Origin of the sequence: Streptomyces sp. Sge12 (assembly GCF_002080455.1) — a bacterium.
Classification (GTDB): Bacteria; Actinomycetota; Actinomycetes; order Streptomycetales; family Streptomycetaceae; genus Streptomyces.
Genome location: NZ_CP020555.1, coordinates 337,368 through 352,879, shown reverse-complemented (window position 1 = coordinate 352,879; position 15,512 = coordinate 337,368). Strand labels below are relative to the sequence as shown.

Below are 15,512 nucleotides of genomic sequence, written 5' to 3'. Positions count from 1 at the left end.
GTTACTCGAACCGGGAGGTGTCGCCCGCCCCGCGGCGCACGATCTCGACGTCACCACCGGAGAAGTCGATGACGGTGGTCGGCTCGGTGCCGCAGTCGCCCGAGTCGAGCACGGCGTCCACCTCGTGGTCGAGCCGCTCCTTGATCTCCCAGCCCTGCGTCAGCGGCTCGGCCTCGTCGGGCAGCAGCAGGGTGCTGGAGAGCAGCGGCTCGCCGAGCTCGGCGAGCAGGGCCTGGGTGACGACGTGGTCGGGAATCCGGACCCCGACCGTCTTCTTCTTCGGGTGCAGCAGCTGGCGCGGCACCTCCGACGTCGCGGGGAGGATGAACGTGTAACTGCCCGGGGTCGCCGCCTTGATGGCGCGGAACACGTCGTTGTCGATCTGAACGAACTGACCCAGCTGCGCGAAGTTCTGACACACCAGGGTGAAGTGGTGACGGTCGTCCAGGTTCCGGATCGACCGGATCCGGCTGATGCCGTCACGATTGCCGAGCTGGCAGCCCAGTGCGAAGCAGGAGTCCGTGGGGTACGCGACGAGCTTCCCGCCGCGGATCATGTCGACCACGCTGTCGATGGTGCGCCGCTGGGGGTTCTCGGGATGAACATCGAAGTATTTCGCCATCCGCCGAGCGTACGCGCTCACGGCCCCGCCTCCTCGACGACGGCCGGCCGCCCGACCTCCGCGGCCCGGCGGCCGACCGCTCCCCCCGGCGTCCGCCGAGGGCGGCCGAGGGTGGACTTTCGGCAGTGTCGCGGCACCGGGGGAGTTCCGTAGGGTCGCGTGCGTGAGATCAGTGATCATGAAGATCCGGGTGCCGGAACCGGTCGTCTCCGCCGGGCTGTTCGCCGGCGCCGTCACCGCCGTGGGTGCGAGCGTGGCCGGCCCGTGGTGGGGTGCACCGGCGGCGGCCTGCGCCTTCCTCGCCGGGCGGGGGCCGGGATCGGGCCGCAGCGCCGCCCTCGCCCTGGCCCTCGTGCCCGTGGCCGCCGTACCGGCCGTGTTCCTCGTACCCGCGTGGCTGGGATGGGCCGGCCGGTTCGTGATGATGCTGTTCGCGGCGGCGATGCTTCCCTGGTTCGCGGGCCGGTTCCTGCGCCAGTACCGCGAACTGGTGCGCGCCGGGTGGGAACGGGCGGCACGGCTGGAGCGGGAACAGCGCCTGCTCGCCGAACAGGCCCGCCTGCGCGAACGGACCAGGATCGCCCAGGACATGCACGACCTCCTGGGCCACGAACTCAGCCTCATCGCCCTGTCCGCCGGAGCGCTGAAGCTGGCCCCCGGCCTCCCCGAGGCCCACCGCACCGCCGCCCAGGACATCCGGGCCCGGGCGGGAGCGGCCGTGGAGCGCCTCGGGGAGGTGATCGGAGTGCTGCGCGAGCCCTCGGACCCGGCTCCGGAGCCCGGATCCGGCCCGGCACCCGGACTCGCGGGGATCGAGCACCTCGTCGAGCGGGCCGCCGCGGCGGGACTCGACGTCCGGCTGCACCTGCCGGGCGAAGCGGAGCGGGCCGAGCTGCCGCGCACCGTCGACCGGGCCCTGCACCGCGTGGTCCAGGAGGCGCTGACGAACGTGGCCAAGCACGCGCCGGCCGACAGGGCCACCGTCGTCCTGCACCACGCGGAGGGACGGACCGAGGTCGCGGTGACGAACGGTCCGGTCGGACTGCGGCCCTGCGAGCGCACCGCGGCCCCCGCCCGATCGGCAGGCTCCTCCCTGGGCCTCATCGGCCTCGACGAACGGGTCCGGATGGCCGGCGGATCCTTCGCCGCGGGCCCCGAGGGCGACGGCTTCGCCGTGCGCGCCGTGCTCCCGCACCGGCCCGGCGCGGCCCCGCCGCGCCCCGCCGACGTACTGCCTCCCGAGCACCGCACCGCCCGCCGCAGACTGCACCGCACCGCCGTCACGGCCGTGCTGGTGCCCCTGTGCACCACGGCCCTGCTCTTCCTCGGCGTGCGGGCCTGGGACACCGTCTTCGCGCGGCAGTCCGTCCTGGCCCCGCAGGACCACGCCCGGATGAGCCTCGGACAGCCCCGCGACGAGATGGCGCCGTACCTGCCGACGCGGCAGACCAGCCGCCGGCCGGCCGTCCCGGCCCCCGAACCACCCGGCGCCGCGTGCGAGTTCTACGTTCAGACCGCAGACCCCTTCGACGACCGCTCGGGGGACATCTACCGCCTCTGCTTCCGCGCGGGCCGCCTGGTCTCCATCGACACCTACACCGGGAGCGAAGTCCGATGATCCGGATCCTGATCGCCGACGACGAACCGATGATCCGCGCGGGTGTCCGCGCCGTCCTCGCCACCGACCCCGGCATCACGGTCGTCGCCGAGGCGGCCGACGGCCACGAGGCGGTACGCCTCGCGCAGAGCCACCGGCCGGACGTGGCCGTCCTGGACATCCGGATGCCGGGGACGGACGGCATCGAGGCCGCCGCCGAGATACGCAGGACCGTACCCGCGACGGGAGTCGTGATGTTGACGACCTTCGGCGAGGACGCGTACATCCTGCGCGCGCTCGGCGAGGGCGCCACCGGCTTCCTGATCAAGTCCGGCGAGCCGGAAGAACTGGTGGCCGGCGTGCGGGCGGTCGCAGACGGCGCCGCCTACCTGTCACCGAAGGTCGCGGCCCGGGTCGTCGCCCATCTCGCGGCCGACGGCACGGGCGCCCGGGCGGCCCGCCGCGCGACGGCCCGCGCCCGGGTCGACGCCCTGACCGACCGCGAACGGGACGTGCTCGGCCTCCTCGGCAGCGGGATGTCCAACGGCCGGATCGCGCGCCGCCTGCACCTGGCCGAGGGGACGGTGAAGGCCCACGTCAGCTCCATCCTCGCCCGCCTGGGCGTCGACAACCGGGCCGCCGCGGCGGTGCTCGCGTACGAGGCCGGGGCGGAAGCGGGGGAGGCGTCCGGCGAGGAGCGCTGACACCGGACGTACGGCGAGGGGCAGCAGGAGGATCCAGCAGGCCACCACCGCGGTCGCACCGAGCGCCGCGCCCGCGAGGACGTCGTGCGGATAGTGCACCCCCACCAGCACCCGCAGCAGGGCGGCGGCCGTGGCCACCGGCAGGGCCGCAGCGGCGAGCCGGGGCCGTACGAGCGTCACGCCGACCGCCAGCGCGACGGCGAGCGTGGCGTGATTGCTCGGGAACGACCAGTCCCCGGCGGCGGGGCACGCCGCGACCGCCGACGCCCGGGCCAGGACCCGGCACGGCCGCTCCTCGTCCACGACGAGCTTCAGCGCCTCACTGAGCGCGTAGGCGGCCACGGTCCCGGCCGCTGCCAGGCCCGTACCGGCCAGGCCCGGCACGTCACGGCGCCGCAGGGCGCCCCACCCCGCCCAGGCCAGGAGCAGGGCCAGGAGCAGCAGGGTCGCCTCACTCGCCGCCTCCAGCACGGGCCCGGCCCAGGCGGGCCAGTCGTTCGCAACGCTCCGGGCGATCGACCGGTAGGCCGTCGCCGAAGCGCCCTGCGTGACCTGGACCGGCTCGTTCGTGCCCAGTGCGCCGCCGGGCGCGGCCCAGGCCACGGCCGCGGCGCCGGCGCCGGCCGTCGCGGCGGCGAGCGCCGTCCGGCGGCCCCATCCGTATCGCGTGTTCGTTTCCATGGGGCCCGACCGTAGAAATCCGGGCGACCCGCCCGCCCCGGCCGAACGGCTGCCCCGGACCCCGACGAACGTCGGGGTTGCGCTGGCCGGCTCGCCGTGCCCGGCGGTACGCGGGCGAGCGCTCCGGGCGCTGACCGGCGGGTTCCGGGGCACGATGAGAGATAGCCGCGCGCACCGGGCCGCCCGGGGCGGGCGATGGCGGGCGGCGTCGGGCCGACGATGCCGGAAGGAGCGTCGCCGATGAGTGCGATCGACGGGTCCGGGACCGGTGGGATCAGGCCCGGCATGGCCGGGGTGTCCCCGCCGAGCGGGTTGCTCGACGTACTGAACGTCGCGGCGGTCGTCCTCGACGCCGAGGGGCGGGTCGCACTGTGGAGCCCGCAGGCCGAGCAGCTGTTCGGGTGGACGGCGGCGGAGGCGCTCGGCCGCCCGGCTGCCGGGCTGCTGGCCGCCAAGGAGCACGTGGGCCTGGTCACGGAGCTGTTCGCGCGCGTCATGGGCGGCGCCGGGGACTGGGCGGGGGCCTTCCCGGTACGGCGCAGGGACGGCACCACCCGCCTCGTCGAATTCCGCAACATGCGGCTGCTCGACGAGCACGGGGACATGTACGCCCTCGGCATCGCCACCGACCGTACGAGGCTGCGCCAGCTGGAGCGGGACCTCGCGCTCTCCGCGCGGCTGGTGGCCCAGTCGCCGATCGGGCTCGCGGTCCTGGACACCGAACTGCGGTACGTACTGGTCAACCCGACGCTGGAGCGGATCAACGGGCTGCCCGCCGAGGATCACATCGGCCGCGGCGTGCGGGAGGCCCTGGCCTTCCTCGACGACACGGAGGCCGCCGAGTCGGCCATGCGCCAGGTCCTCGCCACCGGAAGGCCGCTGCTCGAACAGTTCACGGCCGGCCGTACCCATGGCGGGGAGCGCACCGAGCACGCCTGGTCGGTGTCGTACTACCGGCTGGAGGACGCCACCGGCCGGGTCCTGGGCCTGGCCACCTCCGTGGTGGACGTCACGCAGAGTCACCAGGCGGCCCTCGAGATCGCGCGCAGTCGCCGCCGACTCGCCCTCATCGCGGACGCCACCGTGCGCATCGGCACCACCCTCGACCTCGACCAGACGGCGCGCGAGCTCGCCGACGTCGTCGTGCCCGAGCTCGCGGACATCGCCGCCGTCGACATCCTCGACTCCGTCCTCGAAGGCCGGCCGACCCTGAGGTCCTCCGCCCACGAGCCCGCGGTGTTCCGCGCGCTGGCCCTCGCCGCCGCCTACCCCAGCGACGCCGTCCGCGCCGCCGACCCGCCGGGCGACATCGCCCGCTACGCCGCCGACCGGCTCGTCACCCAGTCCGTCACGACCGGCCACCCGGTCCTCGTCGCCCACGTACAGGCCCGGGACATCTCCCGCATCGCCCGCGACAGCACCGCCGCCAACCTGCTGACCCGCGCGGGACTGCGCTCCTACCTGGCCGTGCCGCTCATCGCCCGCGGCGAGGTCCTCGGCGCCCTCGACCTCAAACGCACGCGCAACCCGCTGCCGTTCAACGACGACGACATCGTGCTCGCCGGCGAGCTCGCGGCCCGCGCCGCCGTCTGCATCGACAACGCCCGCTGGTACCGCAACGCACACCACACCGCCCTCGCCCTCCAGCACCACCTCCTCCCGCACCACCCGCCGCCCACCCCCGGCCTGGAAGTCGCCTACCGGTACCGGCCCGCCGCGGCCAGCAGCGAGATCGGCGGCGACTGGTTCGACGCCATCGCCGGACCGGACGACACCACCGTCCTCGTGGTCGGCGACGTCATGGGCAGCGGCATCAACGCCGCCGCCAGCATGGGACAACTGCGCACGGCGACCCGCACCCTCGCCGAACTCGCACTCGACCCGACCCAGGTGCTCCAGCAGCTCGACCGCACCACCGCCGCGCTGGAGGAGACCATCGCCACCTGCGTCTACGTCGTCTACGACCCGCACGCCGCCGAATGCCGGGTCGCCGTCGCCGGCCACCTGCCCCCCGTCCTCATCCGCGCCGGGCACAGCCCCCGCCTGCTCGACCTGCCCACCGGCGCCCCGCTGGGTGTGGGCGGCATCCCCTTCGAGTCGACCGCCATCGCCATGGACCCCGGGGACCAGCTGGTCCTGTACACCGACGGCCTGGTCGAGACCCGTGACCAGCCCATCGACGAGCGCCTCGACCTCCTGCTGGACCTGCTCGCGGACACCGGGCGCCCGCTGGAGGAGACCTGCGACCGTCTCCTGGACTCCCTGCGCCGCACGGACGACCATGACGACGTCGCCCTGGTCATCGCCCGCGCGAGAACGCTGCCGACAGGCTCGGCGTAGGCGGCGTGGGCGGCGTTGCAGGAGTACGGCGGCTGTTATCGTCCGAGGTATGCCCGAGCTCATAGCCCCCACCTCCCGCCTGCACGCCTCCTGGCTCGCCGCGCAGCTGGAATGGGGACCCGAGGCCCACATGGACGGCGCCGGGCTCGGCTCCGACGACGACGTGGACACCCCGGAGGGCTTCGCGGCCTGGGTGGAGCGACTGGGCCGCTACGCGGACCGCACCGCGCCGGTCGACCACGGCCGGGTCCACGCCTCGTACTGGTGGATCGCCGAGGGCGACACCTACCTGGGCGCGATCGACCTGCGGCACTACCTGAACGGTTTCCTCCTCGACGCGGGCGGCCACATCGGCTACAGCATCAGGCCCTCGGCCCGTCGCCGCGGCCTGGCCACCTGGGCCCTGTCCGCCGTCCTGCACGAGGCCCGCGTCCTGGGCATGGACCGGGTCCTGGTGACCTGCGATCCCGACAACGAGGCGTCGATCCGCACGATCGAGGGCAACGGCGGGTCCCTGGAGGACGTCCGCGAAACCCTGATCGGCCCCAAGCGCCGCTACTGGATCGACCTCTAGGGCTTGTTGCGAAAATAGATCTTGATCGTTGATGATCATGTGTCCTGGGACGCGGTGATCTGACGAACGGCCAGTGGGCCCGGCTTGAGCCGCTGCTGCCGCGGGGCATAAAGCCGGGCCGGCCGCAGGTCTGGACTCGGCGGCAGCTGATAGACGGCATACGGTGGCGGACCCGCACGGGTGCTCCCTGGCGGGATGTTCCGGAACGCTATGGTCCGTGGGACCGCGTCTATGACCTTTTCCGTCGCTGGCAGCGGGACGGGACCTGGGCACGGATTCTCACCCGGCTCCAGGTCGAAGCCGACGCGAAGGGCTTGATCACCTGGGACGTGAATGTCGACTCGACCGTCTGCCGGGCCCACCAGCACGCCGCCGGCGCGGCGAAAAGGGGGATCTCCAGAAGGAGCCGCCCGGCGGCGTCTTCGTCGAACCGGCCGACCACGGCCTCGGACGGTCCCGCGGCGGGCTGACCAGCAAGATCCACCTCGCCGTCGAACAGGGGCAGAAGCCCTTGTCGATGGTGATCACTGCCGGGCAGCGGGGTGATTCCCCGCAATTCGCGCAGGTTCTGGAAGCGATCCGGGTGCCCCGGGTCGGGCTCGGCAGGCCGCGCAAGCGGCCGGACCGGGTCCGGGCCGACAAGGCGTACGACTCCCGTAGCAACCGCTCCTACCTGCGCAGACGCGGAATCAAGGCCACCATCCCAGTACCCGCGGACCGGGTCCGTAACCGACAGAAGCGCGGTTCGCGCGGTGGCCGGCCGCCGAAGTTTGACAGAGACGACTACAAGCAGCGGCACGCGGTCGAGTGCGGGATCAACCGCCTCAAGCGCCACCGGGCCGTCGCCACCAGGTACGTCAAACTCGCCGTCCGCTACGAAGCGACAGTGCTGGTCGCAGCCATGAACGAATGGCTGTGACCAGCACTGTCGCAACAGCCCCTTGCCGGGAACCGGCTCGCAGCCGGCATCCTGGGCGCGGGGAGTAGTGGGACCAGGCGGTCGATTTCTTGGTGGCTCAGGCTTCGATCTGTATCCAGGTGTCGCCGCCGCGGATCCAGAGAACACCATCGCGGCCCTGGACGCAGCGCTTGGTCACCGGCTCCGTTAGTCGCAGTTGTTCCCGGGAGGTGATCACCCAGGCATCGTCGATGAGTTCGGCGCGGTTCAGTTCGACGCCGGGACGGTTGTGGAACTGGTGGCTGAGGAGCATCCGGGTGCCGCGGACCGCGATGCCGTCGGTGTTTCTCAAGGGGTGCTGGTAGCTGGTGATGCCGCCGGTGGCGGGATCGACCCGGGACAGGAAGGAACCTTCGTGGCTGTACCAGCCGAGCCAGGCCACGTCCTCCTCAGTGGCGCCAGCGATCCCGCCGAGGGGCAGTACAGGGAGCCGTCCCCGTCCCAGAGGGCCCCAGGTCTGAGTGCCGTCGGTGTCCCAGCGGGCCAAGCCCTCAGTGGAGGCAGGGTGGCTTCCATGGATGCCTTCGTCACCGTGCGAGGTCCAGATGCCGCTGGCACGGTCTGTGATGATGTAGTCGATGTCGTCGCCGATACAGATGTGACTCATCGGGTATCCCCCGGGAGAGTACACAATCGCGTTACTCTCCCAGGTCCCGGTCCCGTCCCGGCGTGTACGGTATGACGCCAGCAAGAACCGTGACCACGAGAGTAGGGCCAGGTGGCCGGTGCTCGCGGTTATACCGGTTACCGGGGTGCGGTGTTCAACCCCGTCCGAGACCACAACCAATACGCCGTCGCACGGCGCCACCACGCGCCATCCGACCCATCCCTTGATGTACGGGGAGCGGTGGAGGTTACGGTTGTGGACCAGCATCACCGCGAGTTCGTTGCTCGGTCCGACGGTCCACCACAGAGCCCGCCATCCGGCTCGGGCGTCCTTGGGGGGCAGGCTCCACACGACAGGCAGTTCGCCAGGCGTCATTGGCACACCTTCTGGACTCCAGGCCCCAACGGCGCCCGAAGAAACGTACTTTACCGAACGGCAGCTGCAGTACTCGACCAGCCCTGTGCCGGGCACTCACCAGGCCGACGCGCCACTTGCTGACGGCCCGGCTCGATGTCTGCGGCTCACGCCGGGCCACTGGCCATTCGTCAGGTCTCACGTCCCGCAGGACGTGATCCTCAACGAAAAGGATCTATTTTCGCAACAGGCCCTAGCGCACCGACCGGCCGACGGCCGAAGGCCGGTGGGCGGTTTTTGACGATCCCCGTGTCGCTCCACCTCCGCACGGCCGGGGTGGGCCGATAGTGGGCCCGTGAGCGACGGACCGCAGGGACCCGGGCAGAGCGGCGCCGACGGCGGGACCGCCTGGTCCGGACGCGCGGGGGCGCAGGCGTTCGCGGCGGTCGACGCCGCCACGGACTGGCTGCTCGGCTACCCCTTCGTCTTCCGGGCCCTGTCCCGCCGGATCGGCGCCGGCCAGGTCCTGGTGGACTACGGATGCGGTCCGGGCAAGGTGGCCGACCAGGCGGCCCGCCGCCTCGGGGCACGGGTGCTGGGGGTGGACACCTCCCCGGAGATGCTGGCGCTGGCCCGCGGCGCGACGAGCGCGGTCGACGGGTTCCACCTCGTCGAGAACGGACGGGTGACCGACCTGCCGGACGGCTGCGCGGACGCGGTGATGTGCAATCACGTGCTGGCGTCGCTGCCGACCCGGGAAGTGCTGCTCGGCGTGTTCACCGAGATCCGCCGCCTGCTGCGGCCGGGTGCCCCGTTCGTGCTCCTGACCACCGACCCCGCCTGCAGCGGCACGGAGTACGCCTCGTTGCGGATCGGCGAGCCGGGCGCGGTGTACGCGCCGGGCGAGGAGCTGACCGTACGACTGCGGCGCACGGACGGATCCTGGCAGGAGGTGCGCAACCACGCGTGGCCCGTCGGCCTCTTCCCGGCCCTGCTGGAACGCGCGGGCTTCCGGGACGCCGCCCAGCACCGGCCCACCGTGGCCGAGGCCCTGACCGTGGCCGACGCGGGCCTCGCGGCCGGCCGCCCCTGGGCGGCGGAGCGGGCGAGACCGCCGCTGGTGGTCACGACGGCGTCGGCCGTCTGAAGCGCGGTGCTACTGTCGCGCCCATGTCGTCCAAGGCCGAAATAGACGTGGTGACCGCCGAGTTCTTCGGCGCCTTCGACAACCGGGGCGGCGCGACCGCCGATCTGGACCGGATCCGCCGGCTGGTGCTGCCGGGCGGCGTGATCACCATGACCGGCCCGCAGTTCACGGTCTACACTGTGGACGGGTTCATCGAGCCGCGCCGGCGCCTGCTGGCCGAAGGCCGGCTGGTCGAGTTCTCCGAGTGGGAGACCTCCGAACGCACCGAGATCGCGGGGGACGTCGCCTCGCGGTTCGGCGAGTACCGCAAGTCCGGAGTCCTCGACGGCGAGCCGTTCGAGGGCGGCGGGACCAAGACCATCCAGTTCGTCCGCACCCCGGAGGGCTGGCGGATCACCGCCTTCGCCTGGTACGACCGGCCCTGACCACCGGTGCCCGGGCGGCCGCGCCGGCGGGATGTCCGCCGGCCCGGCAAGATCCGAAAGAGACGGCCTGGCCCTGCGGGGTGCAGCAGCCGTCGCGCAGCATCTGGTCCAGCACCGCGCGCCAGTGCGCCGGGTCCGCGGCCGACGGCTCGGGGGACGGGGCGAAGGCGCGCTCCAGGGCGGGGCGGTCGTGGACGTTCCCGCCGCGGACGGTCGCCCGTACGCGGACCACGGCAACGGCACCGCACGGGTCGGAGGGGAAAAGGGTTTGACCCGGTGCGCCGTCGGCGGTCGGATGGCGGTCCATGAGCACCGCACAGATGCACCCCGGCGCGCATCCCGTCGACGAGGACCTCGTACGCCGTCTGATCGCCCGGCAGTTCCGGCAGTGGGCCGGGCTGCCCGTGGCGCGGATCCCGTCCGGCGGCACGGTCAACCACATGTACCGGCTCGGCGACGCCATGGTCGTACGGCTGCCGATGCTGGCGGGCGGGTCCGAGGACGTGTCGACGGAGCAGGAGTGGCTGCCCCGCCTCGGGCCCCGGCTGCCCACGGCCGTCCCCGAGGTGCTGGGGGCCGGGGAGCCCGCGCAGGGGTATCCGTGGGCGTGGTCGGTGTACCGGTGGCTGCCGGGGGAGAACCCGCGGGCCGGGGCGCTGAGCGAGCCCGAGGCGCTGGCCGGGGACCTGGCGGGGTTCGTGGCGGCGATGCGGGGCGTCACCCTCCAGGGGGCCCCGCGGGCCTACCGGGGCGGGCCGCTCGCCGCGCTGGACGCCGCGACCCGGGCGGGGATCCGGCAACTCCGGGGGCTCCCGGAGGAGGGCGTCGACTGCGCTGCCGTGACCGCCGTCTGGGAGGACGCGCTGGGCGCCCCCGCCCCGGACGGGCCGCCGGTGTGGCTGCACGCCGATCTGATGCCGGGCAACCTGCTGGTCAGCGAGGGCAGGCTGAGCTCGGTCATCGACTTCGGGTGCATGGGGGTGGGCGATCCGGCCTGCGATCTGTTCCCCGCGTGGAACCTGCTGCCGGCCGGCGCGCGGACCGTCTTCCGCCAAACGCTCGGAGTGGACGACGCGACCTGGCGCCGCGGCCGGGGGAGGGCGCTGTCCCAGGCCGTGATCGCCCTGCCCTACTACCGCACGAGCAACCCGGCGATGGCGGACAACGCCCGTCACGTGATCGGAGCGGTGCTGGGAGAGCACTGACCGGGCAGCTCGCAGCAGCACGGCGGGGGCGGGGGCGCGCCGATGGCGGCGCCCCCGCCGGCCGGCCGGGCGCCGCTCAGGAACTGGCCGCGGAGGTGCAGGCCGCGCTGCCCCCGCAGAAGGTGACGTCCCAGTGGTTGCTCTCCCGGGCATAGACGTTCCCGGCGGCCGACCGGTAACGGGCGGCGCCGTCACCGCGGTTGGCGATCCGGGTGAAGCTGCCGGTGACGTAGTTGCTGACACAGCTGGTCGGGCTGAAGTCGATCTTGTAGCCGTTCCAGTGGCTGTAGGTGCCCGAGGCGTGCCCCACCTCGGTCCCGCCCGTGATCGTGAGGGTGCAGTTGCTGGCCTTGCGCAGGGTGATGACATCGCTGATGCTCGCGGCGTTGACCTGTTCCAGCGAGGTGCAGGTGCTGTTGTTGCGGTTGCTGCAACCGCCGCTGGAGGACAGGCCGATGCCGCCCGTCGCGTTCAGCTTGCTCACGGCCGACGCGTGGCTGAGCTTCGCCGGGGCGGCGTGGGCGGTGCCGGGCACGAGCAGGGCGACGAGGGCCGCGGTGGTGCCGACGAGGCTGGTGGCGAGGGTGCTGCGGACTCGGCTGCGCATGAGGATCTTCCCCTTGTCCGGATCGGTGTGCTGGCAACACACAGTTCAGCAGCCGCAGTCGATCCTGCCCAGGCCGAACAGGACACCTGTCCGGTGCCGGACAGGCGCCGGTTCCGGACCGCGGACGGGTTCAGCGGCCGGCGGGCAGCCAGCCGATCCTGATGGCGGCCAGGGCCAGCGTGAACCGGTTGCTCGCTCCGGTTCGCCGGGCCAGGGACTCCACCTGGCGGCGTACGGAGCGCTCGCTCAGGTTCAGCCGACGGGCGATCGCCCCGTCCTTGGCCCCGCCGGCCATCAGGACCAGGACCTGCCGCTGGACCGGCGACAGCGGAGGCGGGCTGTCCCCCGGGGCGTCGGGACCGGCCGGTGCCGCTGTCGACCGGGCGCACAGCAGGTCGATCTGTTCCAACAGGGCGTTCTGCTCCGCCAGCAGCCGGTGGTGCGCCTCGATCAGCCGCTCCCGATCCGCCAGCAGGTCGTGATAGAGGCGCAGCACCGGTGGGGTGCGCCCGTCATCACCGGCACCGGCACCGGCACCGGCCGGTGCCGCAGCACCGGCGCCGGTCGTCGTCATGGTGGTCATCGTGTTCCTCCCGCACCTGCCGCCGGGCTCAGCCGTCGGCTCCGGTGCCCGTACGGTCCCAGGCGATCACGCCGTCGCAGTTGGCCTCGGTGAACTGCCGGGCCAGGGAGGGATCACCGGCCCGGGCCCTGGAGGCGGCCTCACGGGCGTACCGCCGGCCGTCCGGGTTCTGGGGCCCGTAGCCGGGAAGCACCTCCTCCAGCACCGTGAGCGCCTCCTCGGCGGAGGAGTGGTCGGCACGGCCCCGCGCGTCGTCCCAGGACTTGTACCAGGCACATGAGTTGGCGATCTCGAGAATGATCCTTTCGCTCCCGGCGAGCGCCGCCTCGCCGCTGCCCGGCGCGCTGCTCCCGGAGAGCCGGTCGAGGTCGGGCCGGTAGTCGGCGGGCCAGCGGTAGTCCCCGGAACTCTGCCGCAACGCGGCGTCGTATCCCTGACGGTCCAGCAGTTCCGTCGCGACGACGGACCGCGGTTCGCCGCCGCAGCCCGTGAGCAGGGTGGCCAGGCCCATGACCAAGGCGCCGACAGCGACAAATGACTTCACGGGTGACTTCATGCTGGAGTGCCCTTCTCCTCGAATTCCGGCGGGGCGCCTCGATCAGTCCCAGATCAAGCCGAAGAAGAACAGGAACATGGGATCACCTCATTTCCGGAACGGTGTGGATGCGGTGAACAGCGGGGACGTCCGGGATATCCGGCAGGGAAATTCCGGTGGTGGGCCGGGTCGGCCGGGTCCGCGGTGTTCCTGTTGAACAGCTTTCCGCCCCGCGCGTTCCGTAGGAAGCCGGAAGACCTGAGAGCAAGTACTCCCGAGAGCTTGCTCTCACGACTCGGCACGCGTCTGCGGGGCGAGGGCCCGGGCAGGACCGGTTATCGGCCAATTGCCTGCCTGCCGGGCAGTTTGCCGAGACCCGACTGTGGATCGCGGCCGGGCTGATGCATTCTGGTGCCCGGCCACACCGCACACGCCCGTACGGGGGTAGGCATGGACTCGACCGTTCGCCCTCCGGAGCCGGCCGCCGCAGGGGCCGAGAGCATCAGGACGCCACCGGGCCCCGCCCTGCGGGGGCTGATCCTCGCCTACCACGGCTACCGGCTGCCGGAAGGCCGTCCCCGGTCCCGGCTGGAGATCCCCGACGGCGTGGTCACGGTGGTCATCGCCCTCGCCGGGGGCTTGCGCCTCACGGCCGACGGATCCCCGCGGGGCGCCTCGTCCTTCCTCTCCGGACTGCGCACCACCGCGACGCGCGGCGAGCACACCGGGGGCCTGCACGGCATCGAAGTGACGTTCTCGCCGCTCGGCGCCTACCGGACCTTCGGGATCCCGATGCGCCACTTCACCGAAGCCTTCACCGACCTCTCGGACCTCTCCGACCTGCTCGGACGGACCGCCGGTTGCCTGGTCGACCAACTGCGGCAGACCGATTCCTGGGCCGAGCGGTTCGCCCTCCTCGACGCCGTCTTCGCCTCCTGCGCCGACCGGGGCGGCGCCGTCTCCCCCGAAGTACGGGAGGCGCTCGGCATGTTGCGGGCGGACAGCCGGCCGGAAGCCCTCACCGCCATCTCCAGACAGGTCGGCTGGAGCGACCGCCATCTGCGGGCCCGCTTCGGGCAGCAGGTGGGCCTGGCGCCCAAGGCCGTCGCCCGCGTGGCCAGACTCCAGCGCGCGCTGCGTCTGCAGGCCCTCGGACTGGACGGGGCCGCCGTGGCCGCCTGCGGCGGTTTCCACGACCAGGCCCACTGCATCCGCGAGTTCAGGGCGATGACGGGGCTCACGCCCTCGCAGTTCGCGGCCCGCCGGGGCGGACTGCCGCCCGGCTCACCGCTGGACCGGGTGGCGGGCCGTGTCACGAGTCTGCTGCTGCCCGACACGGCCACGGGCACGGGCACGGGCACGGGCACGGGCACGGGCACGGACAGGGGGGCGGCCGGGGCCGCGCGCTGAACCCCGGTTCTCCGATTCGTACAAGACCGCGGGCCCTGCCTCCCCCCATGCTGCTGCGCCGGGAAGAGAAGCTGTCGACGTGGGGAGGGGAGCGCCGGGATGCTGTCCGCACTGGGACTCGACACACCGACCGAGGCCGTCTACCGGTTGCTGGCCGCGCGGCCCGAGGGCTGGGGCGTGGGACAGATGGCCGAGCGGCTCGGACTCGGGGAACAGCAGGTGCGGAACGCGCTGGACAGACTCGCCGAACTCGAGCTGCTCCGCAGGTCGGCGGACCGGCCCGGAGGCTGGCGGGCGATCCACCCCGAAGTCGGGTTGCAACTGCTGCTGCGCCGCCAGCAGGAGGATCTCGAACGGCGCCGGCAGGAGCTCGACCGGACGCACGTCGCGGTCACCCGCATGATCGCGGATTTCGCCGAGCCCGCCGGCGGCGGCACCGAACCCGACAGCGAACGCCTGATCGGCATGGACGCGATCCGGAGCCGGCTGGAGCAGATCGCCAACAAGGCCACCGGCTCGGTCTGTACGTTCATGCCGGGCGGGGGACACTCCCCGGCATCGATCGAGGCGGCACGGCACAACGACGCGCAGATCCTGCTGCGCGGTGTGGAGGTCCGAACGGTCTGCCTGGACAGCGTCCGCAACAGCGCCCCCACCCTCGAATACGCCCGCTGGCTGACCGGGAACGGCGGCGAGGTGCGTACGGTCCCCACCCTGCCGCTGCGGATGATCCTCATCGACGGGACCAGCGCCCTGGTCCCGCTCGACCCCTCGGACACCCGGCGCGGCGCCGTACTCCTCCACGCGGCCGGGGCGATGACCGCGCTGACGACGCTCTTCGAGCAGGTGTGGGCGGTGGCCCTGCCGCTCGGCGCACCACAGCCCCGGAACGAGGACACCGGCCTGACCGCGCAGGAGCGCGAGCTGCTCACCCTGCTGGCCAAGGGGCTCACCGACGAGACGGCCGCGGGACGGCTCGGCGTGTCCTTGAGCACCGTCCGCCGCAGCATGGCGTCGATCATGGAGCGGCTCGGTGCCCGCAGCCGCTTCGAGGCCGGCCTGCGGGCCGCACAGGCCGGCTGGTTGTAGGAGGCGCGAACGGGGGCGGTGCCCCACCCCGGCGGCGTACGTCGCCGGAGCGGGGCACCGTCGTACGGCCCCGT

General features: G+C 72.8%; 16 protein-coding genes and 1 pseudogene. 10 read left to right on the top strand and 7 right to left on the bottom strand.

Translation table 11 applies throughout. The features are described from left to right. Nucleotide 1: 1 nt before the first annotated feature. Nucleotides 2-622 carry an L-threonylcarbamoyladenylate synthase gene (locus tag B6R96_RS01660; protein WP_030384982.1) on the bottom strand — a complete coding sequence of 207 codons (621 nt, stop codon included), beginning with the start codon at nucleotides 620-622 and terminating at the stop codon, nucleotides 2-4. 163 nt (nucleotides 623-785) lie between these two features. Here B6R96_RS01660 and B6R96_RS01655 point away from each other — a divergent pair, with 163 nt between their 5' ends. Further along, entirely contained in the window at nucleotides 786-2,240 is a 1,455-nt protein-coding gene (locus tag B6R96_RS01655; RefSeq protein ID WP_237291276.1) for a sensor histidine kinase, read from the top strand. After that, entirely contained in the window at nucleotides 2,237-2,923 is a 687-nt protein-coding gene (locus tag B6R96_RS37885; RefSeq protein WP_081521293.1) for a response regulator, read from the top strand. Before B6R96_RS01655 ends, B6R96_RS37885 begins: the two co-directional genes overlap by 4 nt. Here B6R96_RS37885 and B6R96_RS38615 read toward each other — a convergent pair. Further along, nucleotides 2,915-3,604 (bottom strand): annotated as a pseudogene (locus B6R96_RS38615) (phosphatase PAP2 family protein); the annotation flags it as partial. The gene B6R96_RS37885 and the pseudogene B6R96_RS38615 sit on opposite strands and share 9 nt — an antisense overlap. Nucleotides 3,605-3,844: 240 nt before the next feature. On the opposite strand from B6R96_RS38615, the gene B6R96_RS01640 reads away from it, so the two are divergent. The 3 genes from B6R96_RS01640 to B6R96_RS01630 all read left to right on the top strand — a co-directional run bounded on the left by B6R96_RS01640 (nucleotide 3,845) and on the right by B6R96_RS01630 (nucleotide 7,437). Beyond that, entirely contained in the window at nucleotides 3,845-5,944 is a 2,100-nt protein-coding gene (locus B6R96_RS01640; protein WP_053703740.1) for a SpoIIE family protein phosphatase, read from the top strand. Between the two features lie 49 nt (nucleotides 5,945-5,993). After that, on the top strand, nucleotides 5,994-6,518 hold the full coding sequence (locus B6R96_RS01635) for a GNAT family N-acetyltransferase (protein WP_030384986.1): 525 nt from the start codon (nucleotides 5,994-5,996) through the stop codon (nucleotides 6,516-6,518). Between the two features lie 44 nt (nucleotides 6,519-6,562). Continuing rightward, a protein-coding gene (locus B6R96_RS01630; RefSeq protein WP_237291627.1) for an IS5 family transposase occupies nucleotides 6,563-7,437 on the top strand; the annotation gives its coding sequence in 2 pieces (ribosomal slippage) (nucleotides 6,563-6,956 and nucleotides 6,956-7,437; 876 coding nt in all). 97 nt (nucleotides 7,438-7,534) lie between these two features. Here the strand turns inward: B6R96_RS01630 and B6R96_RS37875 are convergent. Continuing rightward, nucleotides 7,535-8,083 (bottom strand): hypothetical protein, encoded by a 549-nt coding sequence (locus B6R96_RS37875; protein WP_237291275.1) that lies wholly within the window; start codon nucleotides 8,081-8,083, stop codon nucleotides 7,535-7,537. Between the two features lie 709 nt (nucleotides 8,084-8,792). On the opposite strand from B6R96_RS37875, the gene B6R96_RS01620 reads away from it, so the two are divergent. After that, on the top strand, nucleotides 8,793-9,584 hold the full coding sequence (locus B6R96_RS01620; protein WP_081521291.1) for a class I SAM-dependent methyltransferase: 792 nt from the start codon (nucleotides 8,793-8,795) through the stop codon (nucleotides 9,582-9,584). A gap of 23 nt (nucleotides 9,585-9,607) precedes the next feature. Beyond that, nucleotides 9,608-10,009, top strand: a complete 402-nt coding sequence (locus tag B6R96_RS01615; protein WP_081521290.1) for a DUF4440 domain-containing protein — start codon at nucleotides 9,608-9,610, stop codon at nucleotides 10,007-10,009. On the opposite strand, the gene B6R96_RS01610 is transcribed toward B6R96_RS01615, so the two are convergent. Further along, nucleotides 9,978-10,241 (bottom strand): hypothetical protein, encoded by a 264-nt coding sequence (locus tag B6R96_RS01610; RefSeq protein WP_081521289.1) that lies wholly within the window; start codon nucleotides 10,239-10,241, stop codon nucleotides 9,978-9,980. The two genes, B6R96_RS01615 and B6R96_RS01610, sit on opposite strands and share 32 nt — an antisense overlap. A gap of 73 nt (nucleotides 10,242-10,314) precedes the next feature. Here B6R96_RS01610 and B6R96_RS01605 point away from each other — a divergent pair, with 73 nt between their 5' ends. Beyond that, nucleotides 10,315-11,214 carry an aminoglycoside phosphotransferase family protein gene (locus tag B6R96_RS01605; protein WP_107475439.1) on the top strand — a complete coding sequence of 300 codons (900 nt, stop codon included), beginning with the start codon at nucleotides 10,315-10,317 and terminating at the stop codon, nucleotides 11,212-11,214. Between the two features lie 76 nt (nucleotides 11,215-11,290). Here B6R96_RS01605 and B6R96_RS01600 read toward each other — a convergent pair whose 3' ends face one another. From B6R96_RS01600 to B6R96_RS01590, 3 genes are all read right to left on the bottom strand, one after another. Continuing rightward, the gene (locus tag B6R96_RS01600; RefSeq protein WP_106977444.1) at nucleotides 11,291-11,821 is read right to left on the bottom strand and encodes a hypothetical protein; all 531 of its coding nucleotides are present in this window, start codon (nucleotides 11,819-11,821) and stop codon (nucleotides 11,291-11,293) included. A 130-nt stretch (nucleotides 11,822-11,951) separates the two neighbouring features. Next, nucleotides 11,952-12,404: a LuxR C-terminal-related transcriptional regulator gene (locus B6R96_RS01595; RefSeq protein ID WP_081521287.1), complete on the bottom strand. Its 453-nt coding sequence runs from the start codon at nucleotides 12,402-12,404 to the stop codon at nucleotides 11,952-11,954. A gap of 28 nt (nucleotides 12,405-12,432) precedes the next feature. Further along, nucleotides 12,433-12,948 (bottom strand): hypothetical protein, encoded by a 516-nt coding sequence (locus B6R96_RS01590; protein WP_159396254.1) that lies wholly within the window; start codon nucleotides 12,946-12,948, stop codon nucleotides 12,433-12,435. 441 nt (nucleotides 12,949-13,389) lie between these two features. Here B6R96_RS01590 and B6R96_RS01585 point away from each other — a divergent pair, with 441 nt between their 5' ends. Both B6R96_RS01585 and B6R96_RS01580 read left to right on the top strand, forming a co-directional pair. Continuing rightward, nucleotides 13,390-14,349 carry an AraC family transcriptional regulator gene (locus B6R96_RS01585; protein WP_081521285.1) on the top strand — a complete coding sequence of 320 codons (960 nt, stop codon included), beginning with the start codon at nucleotides 13,390-13,392 and terminating at the stop codon, nucleotides 14,347-14,349. Nucleotides 14,350-14,448: 99 nt separating this feature from the next. Next, nucleotides 14,449-15,438, top strand: coding sequence for a helix-turn-helix transcriptional regulator (locus B6R96_RS01580; protein WP_081521284.1), 990 nt, complete (start codon nucleotides 14,449-14,451; stop codon nucleotides 15,436-15,438). The last annotated feature ends 74 nt before the right edge of the window (nucleotides 15,439-15,512 follow it).

What these genes read in the sequence shown, in the direction of transcription:
- B6R96_RS01635 (WP_030384986.1), top strand. Translation starts at nt 5,994, where the DNA reads ATGCCCGAGCTCATAGCCCCCACCTCCCGCCTGCACGCCTCCTGGCTC.
- B6R96_RS01615 (WP_081521290.1), top strand. Translation starts at nt 9,608, where the DNA reads ATGTCGTCCAAGGCCGAAATAGACGTGGTGACCGCCGAGTTCTTCGGC.
- B6R96_RS01600 (WP_106977444.1), bottom strand. Translation starts at nt 11,821, where the DNA reads ATGCGCAGCCGAGTCCGCAGCACCCTCGCCACCAGCCTCGTCGGCACC.
- B6R96_RS01605 (WP_107475439.1), top strand. Translation starts at nt 10,315, where the DNA reads ATGAGCACCGCACAGATGCACCCCGGCGCGCATCCCGTCGACGAGGAC.
- B6R96_RS01580 (WP_081521284.1), top strand. Translation starts at nt 14,449, where the DNA reads ATGCTGTCCGCACTGGGACTCGACACACCGACCGAGGCCGTCTACCGG.
- B6R96_RS01585 (WP_081521285.1), top strand. Translation starts at nt 13,390, where the DNA reads ATGGACTCGACCGTTCGCCCTCCGGAGCCGGCCGCCGCAGGGGCCGAG.
- B6R96_RS37875 (WP_237291275.1), bottom strand. Translation starts at nt 8,083, where the DNA reads ATGAGTCACATCTGTATCGGCGACGACATCGACTACATCATCACAGAC.
- B6R96_RS01595 (WP_081521287.1), bottom strand. Translation starts at nt 12,404, where the DNA reads ATGACCACCATGACGACGACCGGCGCCGGTGCTGCGGCACCGGCCGGT.
- B6R96_RS01660 (WP_030384982.1), bottom strand. Translation starts at nt 622, where the DNA reads ATGGCGAAATACTTCGATGTTCATCCCGAGAACCCCCAGCGGCGCACC.
- B6R96_RS01640 (WP_053703740.1), top strand. Translation starts at nt 3,845, where the DNA reads ATGAGTGCGATCGACGGGTCCGGGACCGGTGGGATCAGGCCCGGCATG.
- B6R96_RS37885 (WP_081521293.1), top strand. Translation starts at nt 2,237, where the DNA reads ATGATCCGGATCCTGATCGCCGACGACGAACCGATGATCCGCGCGGGT.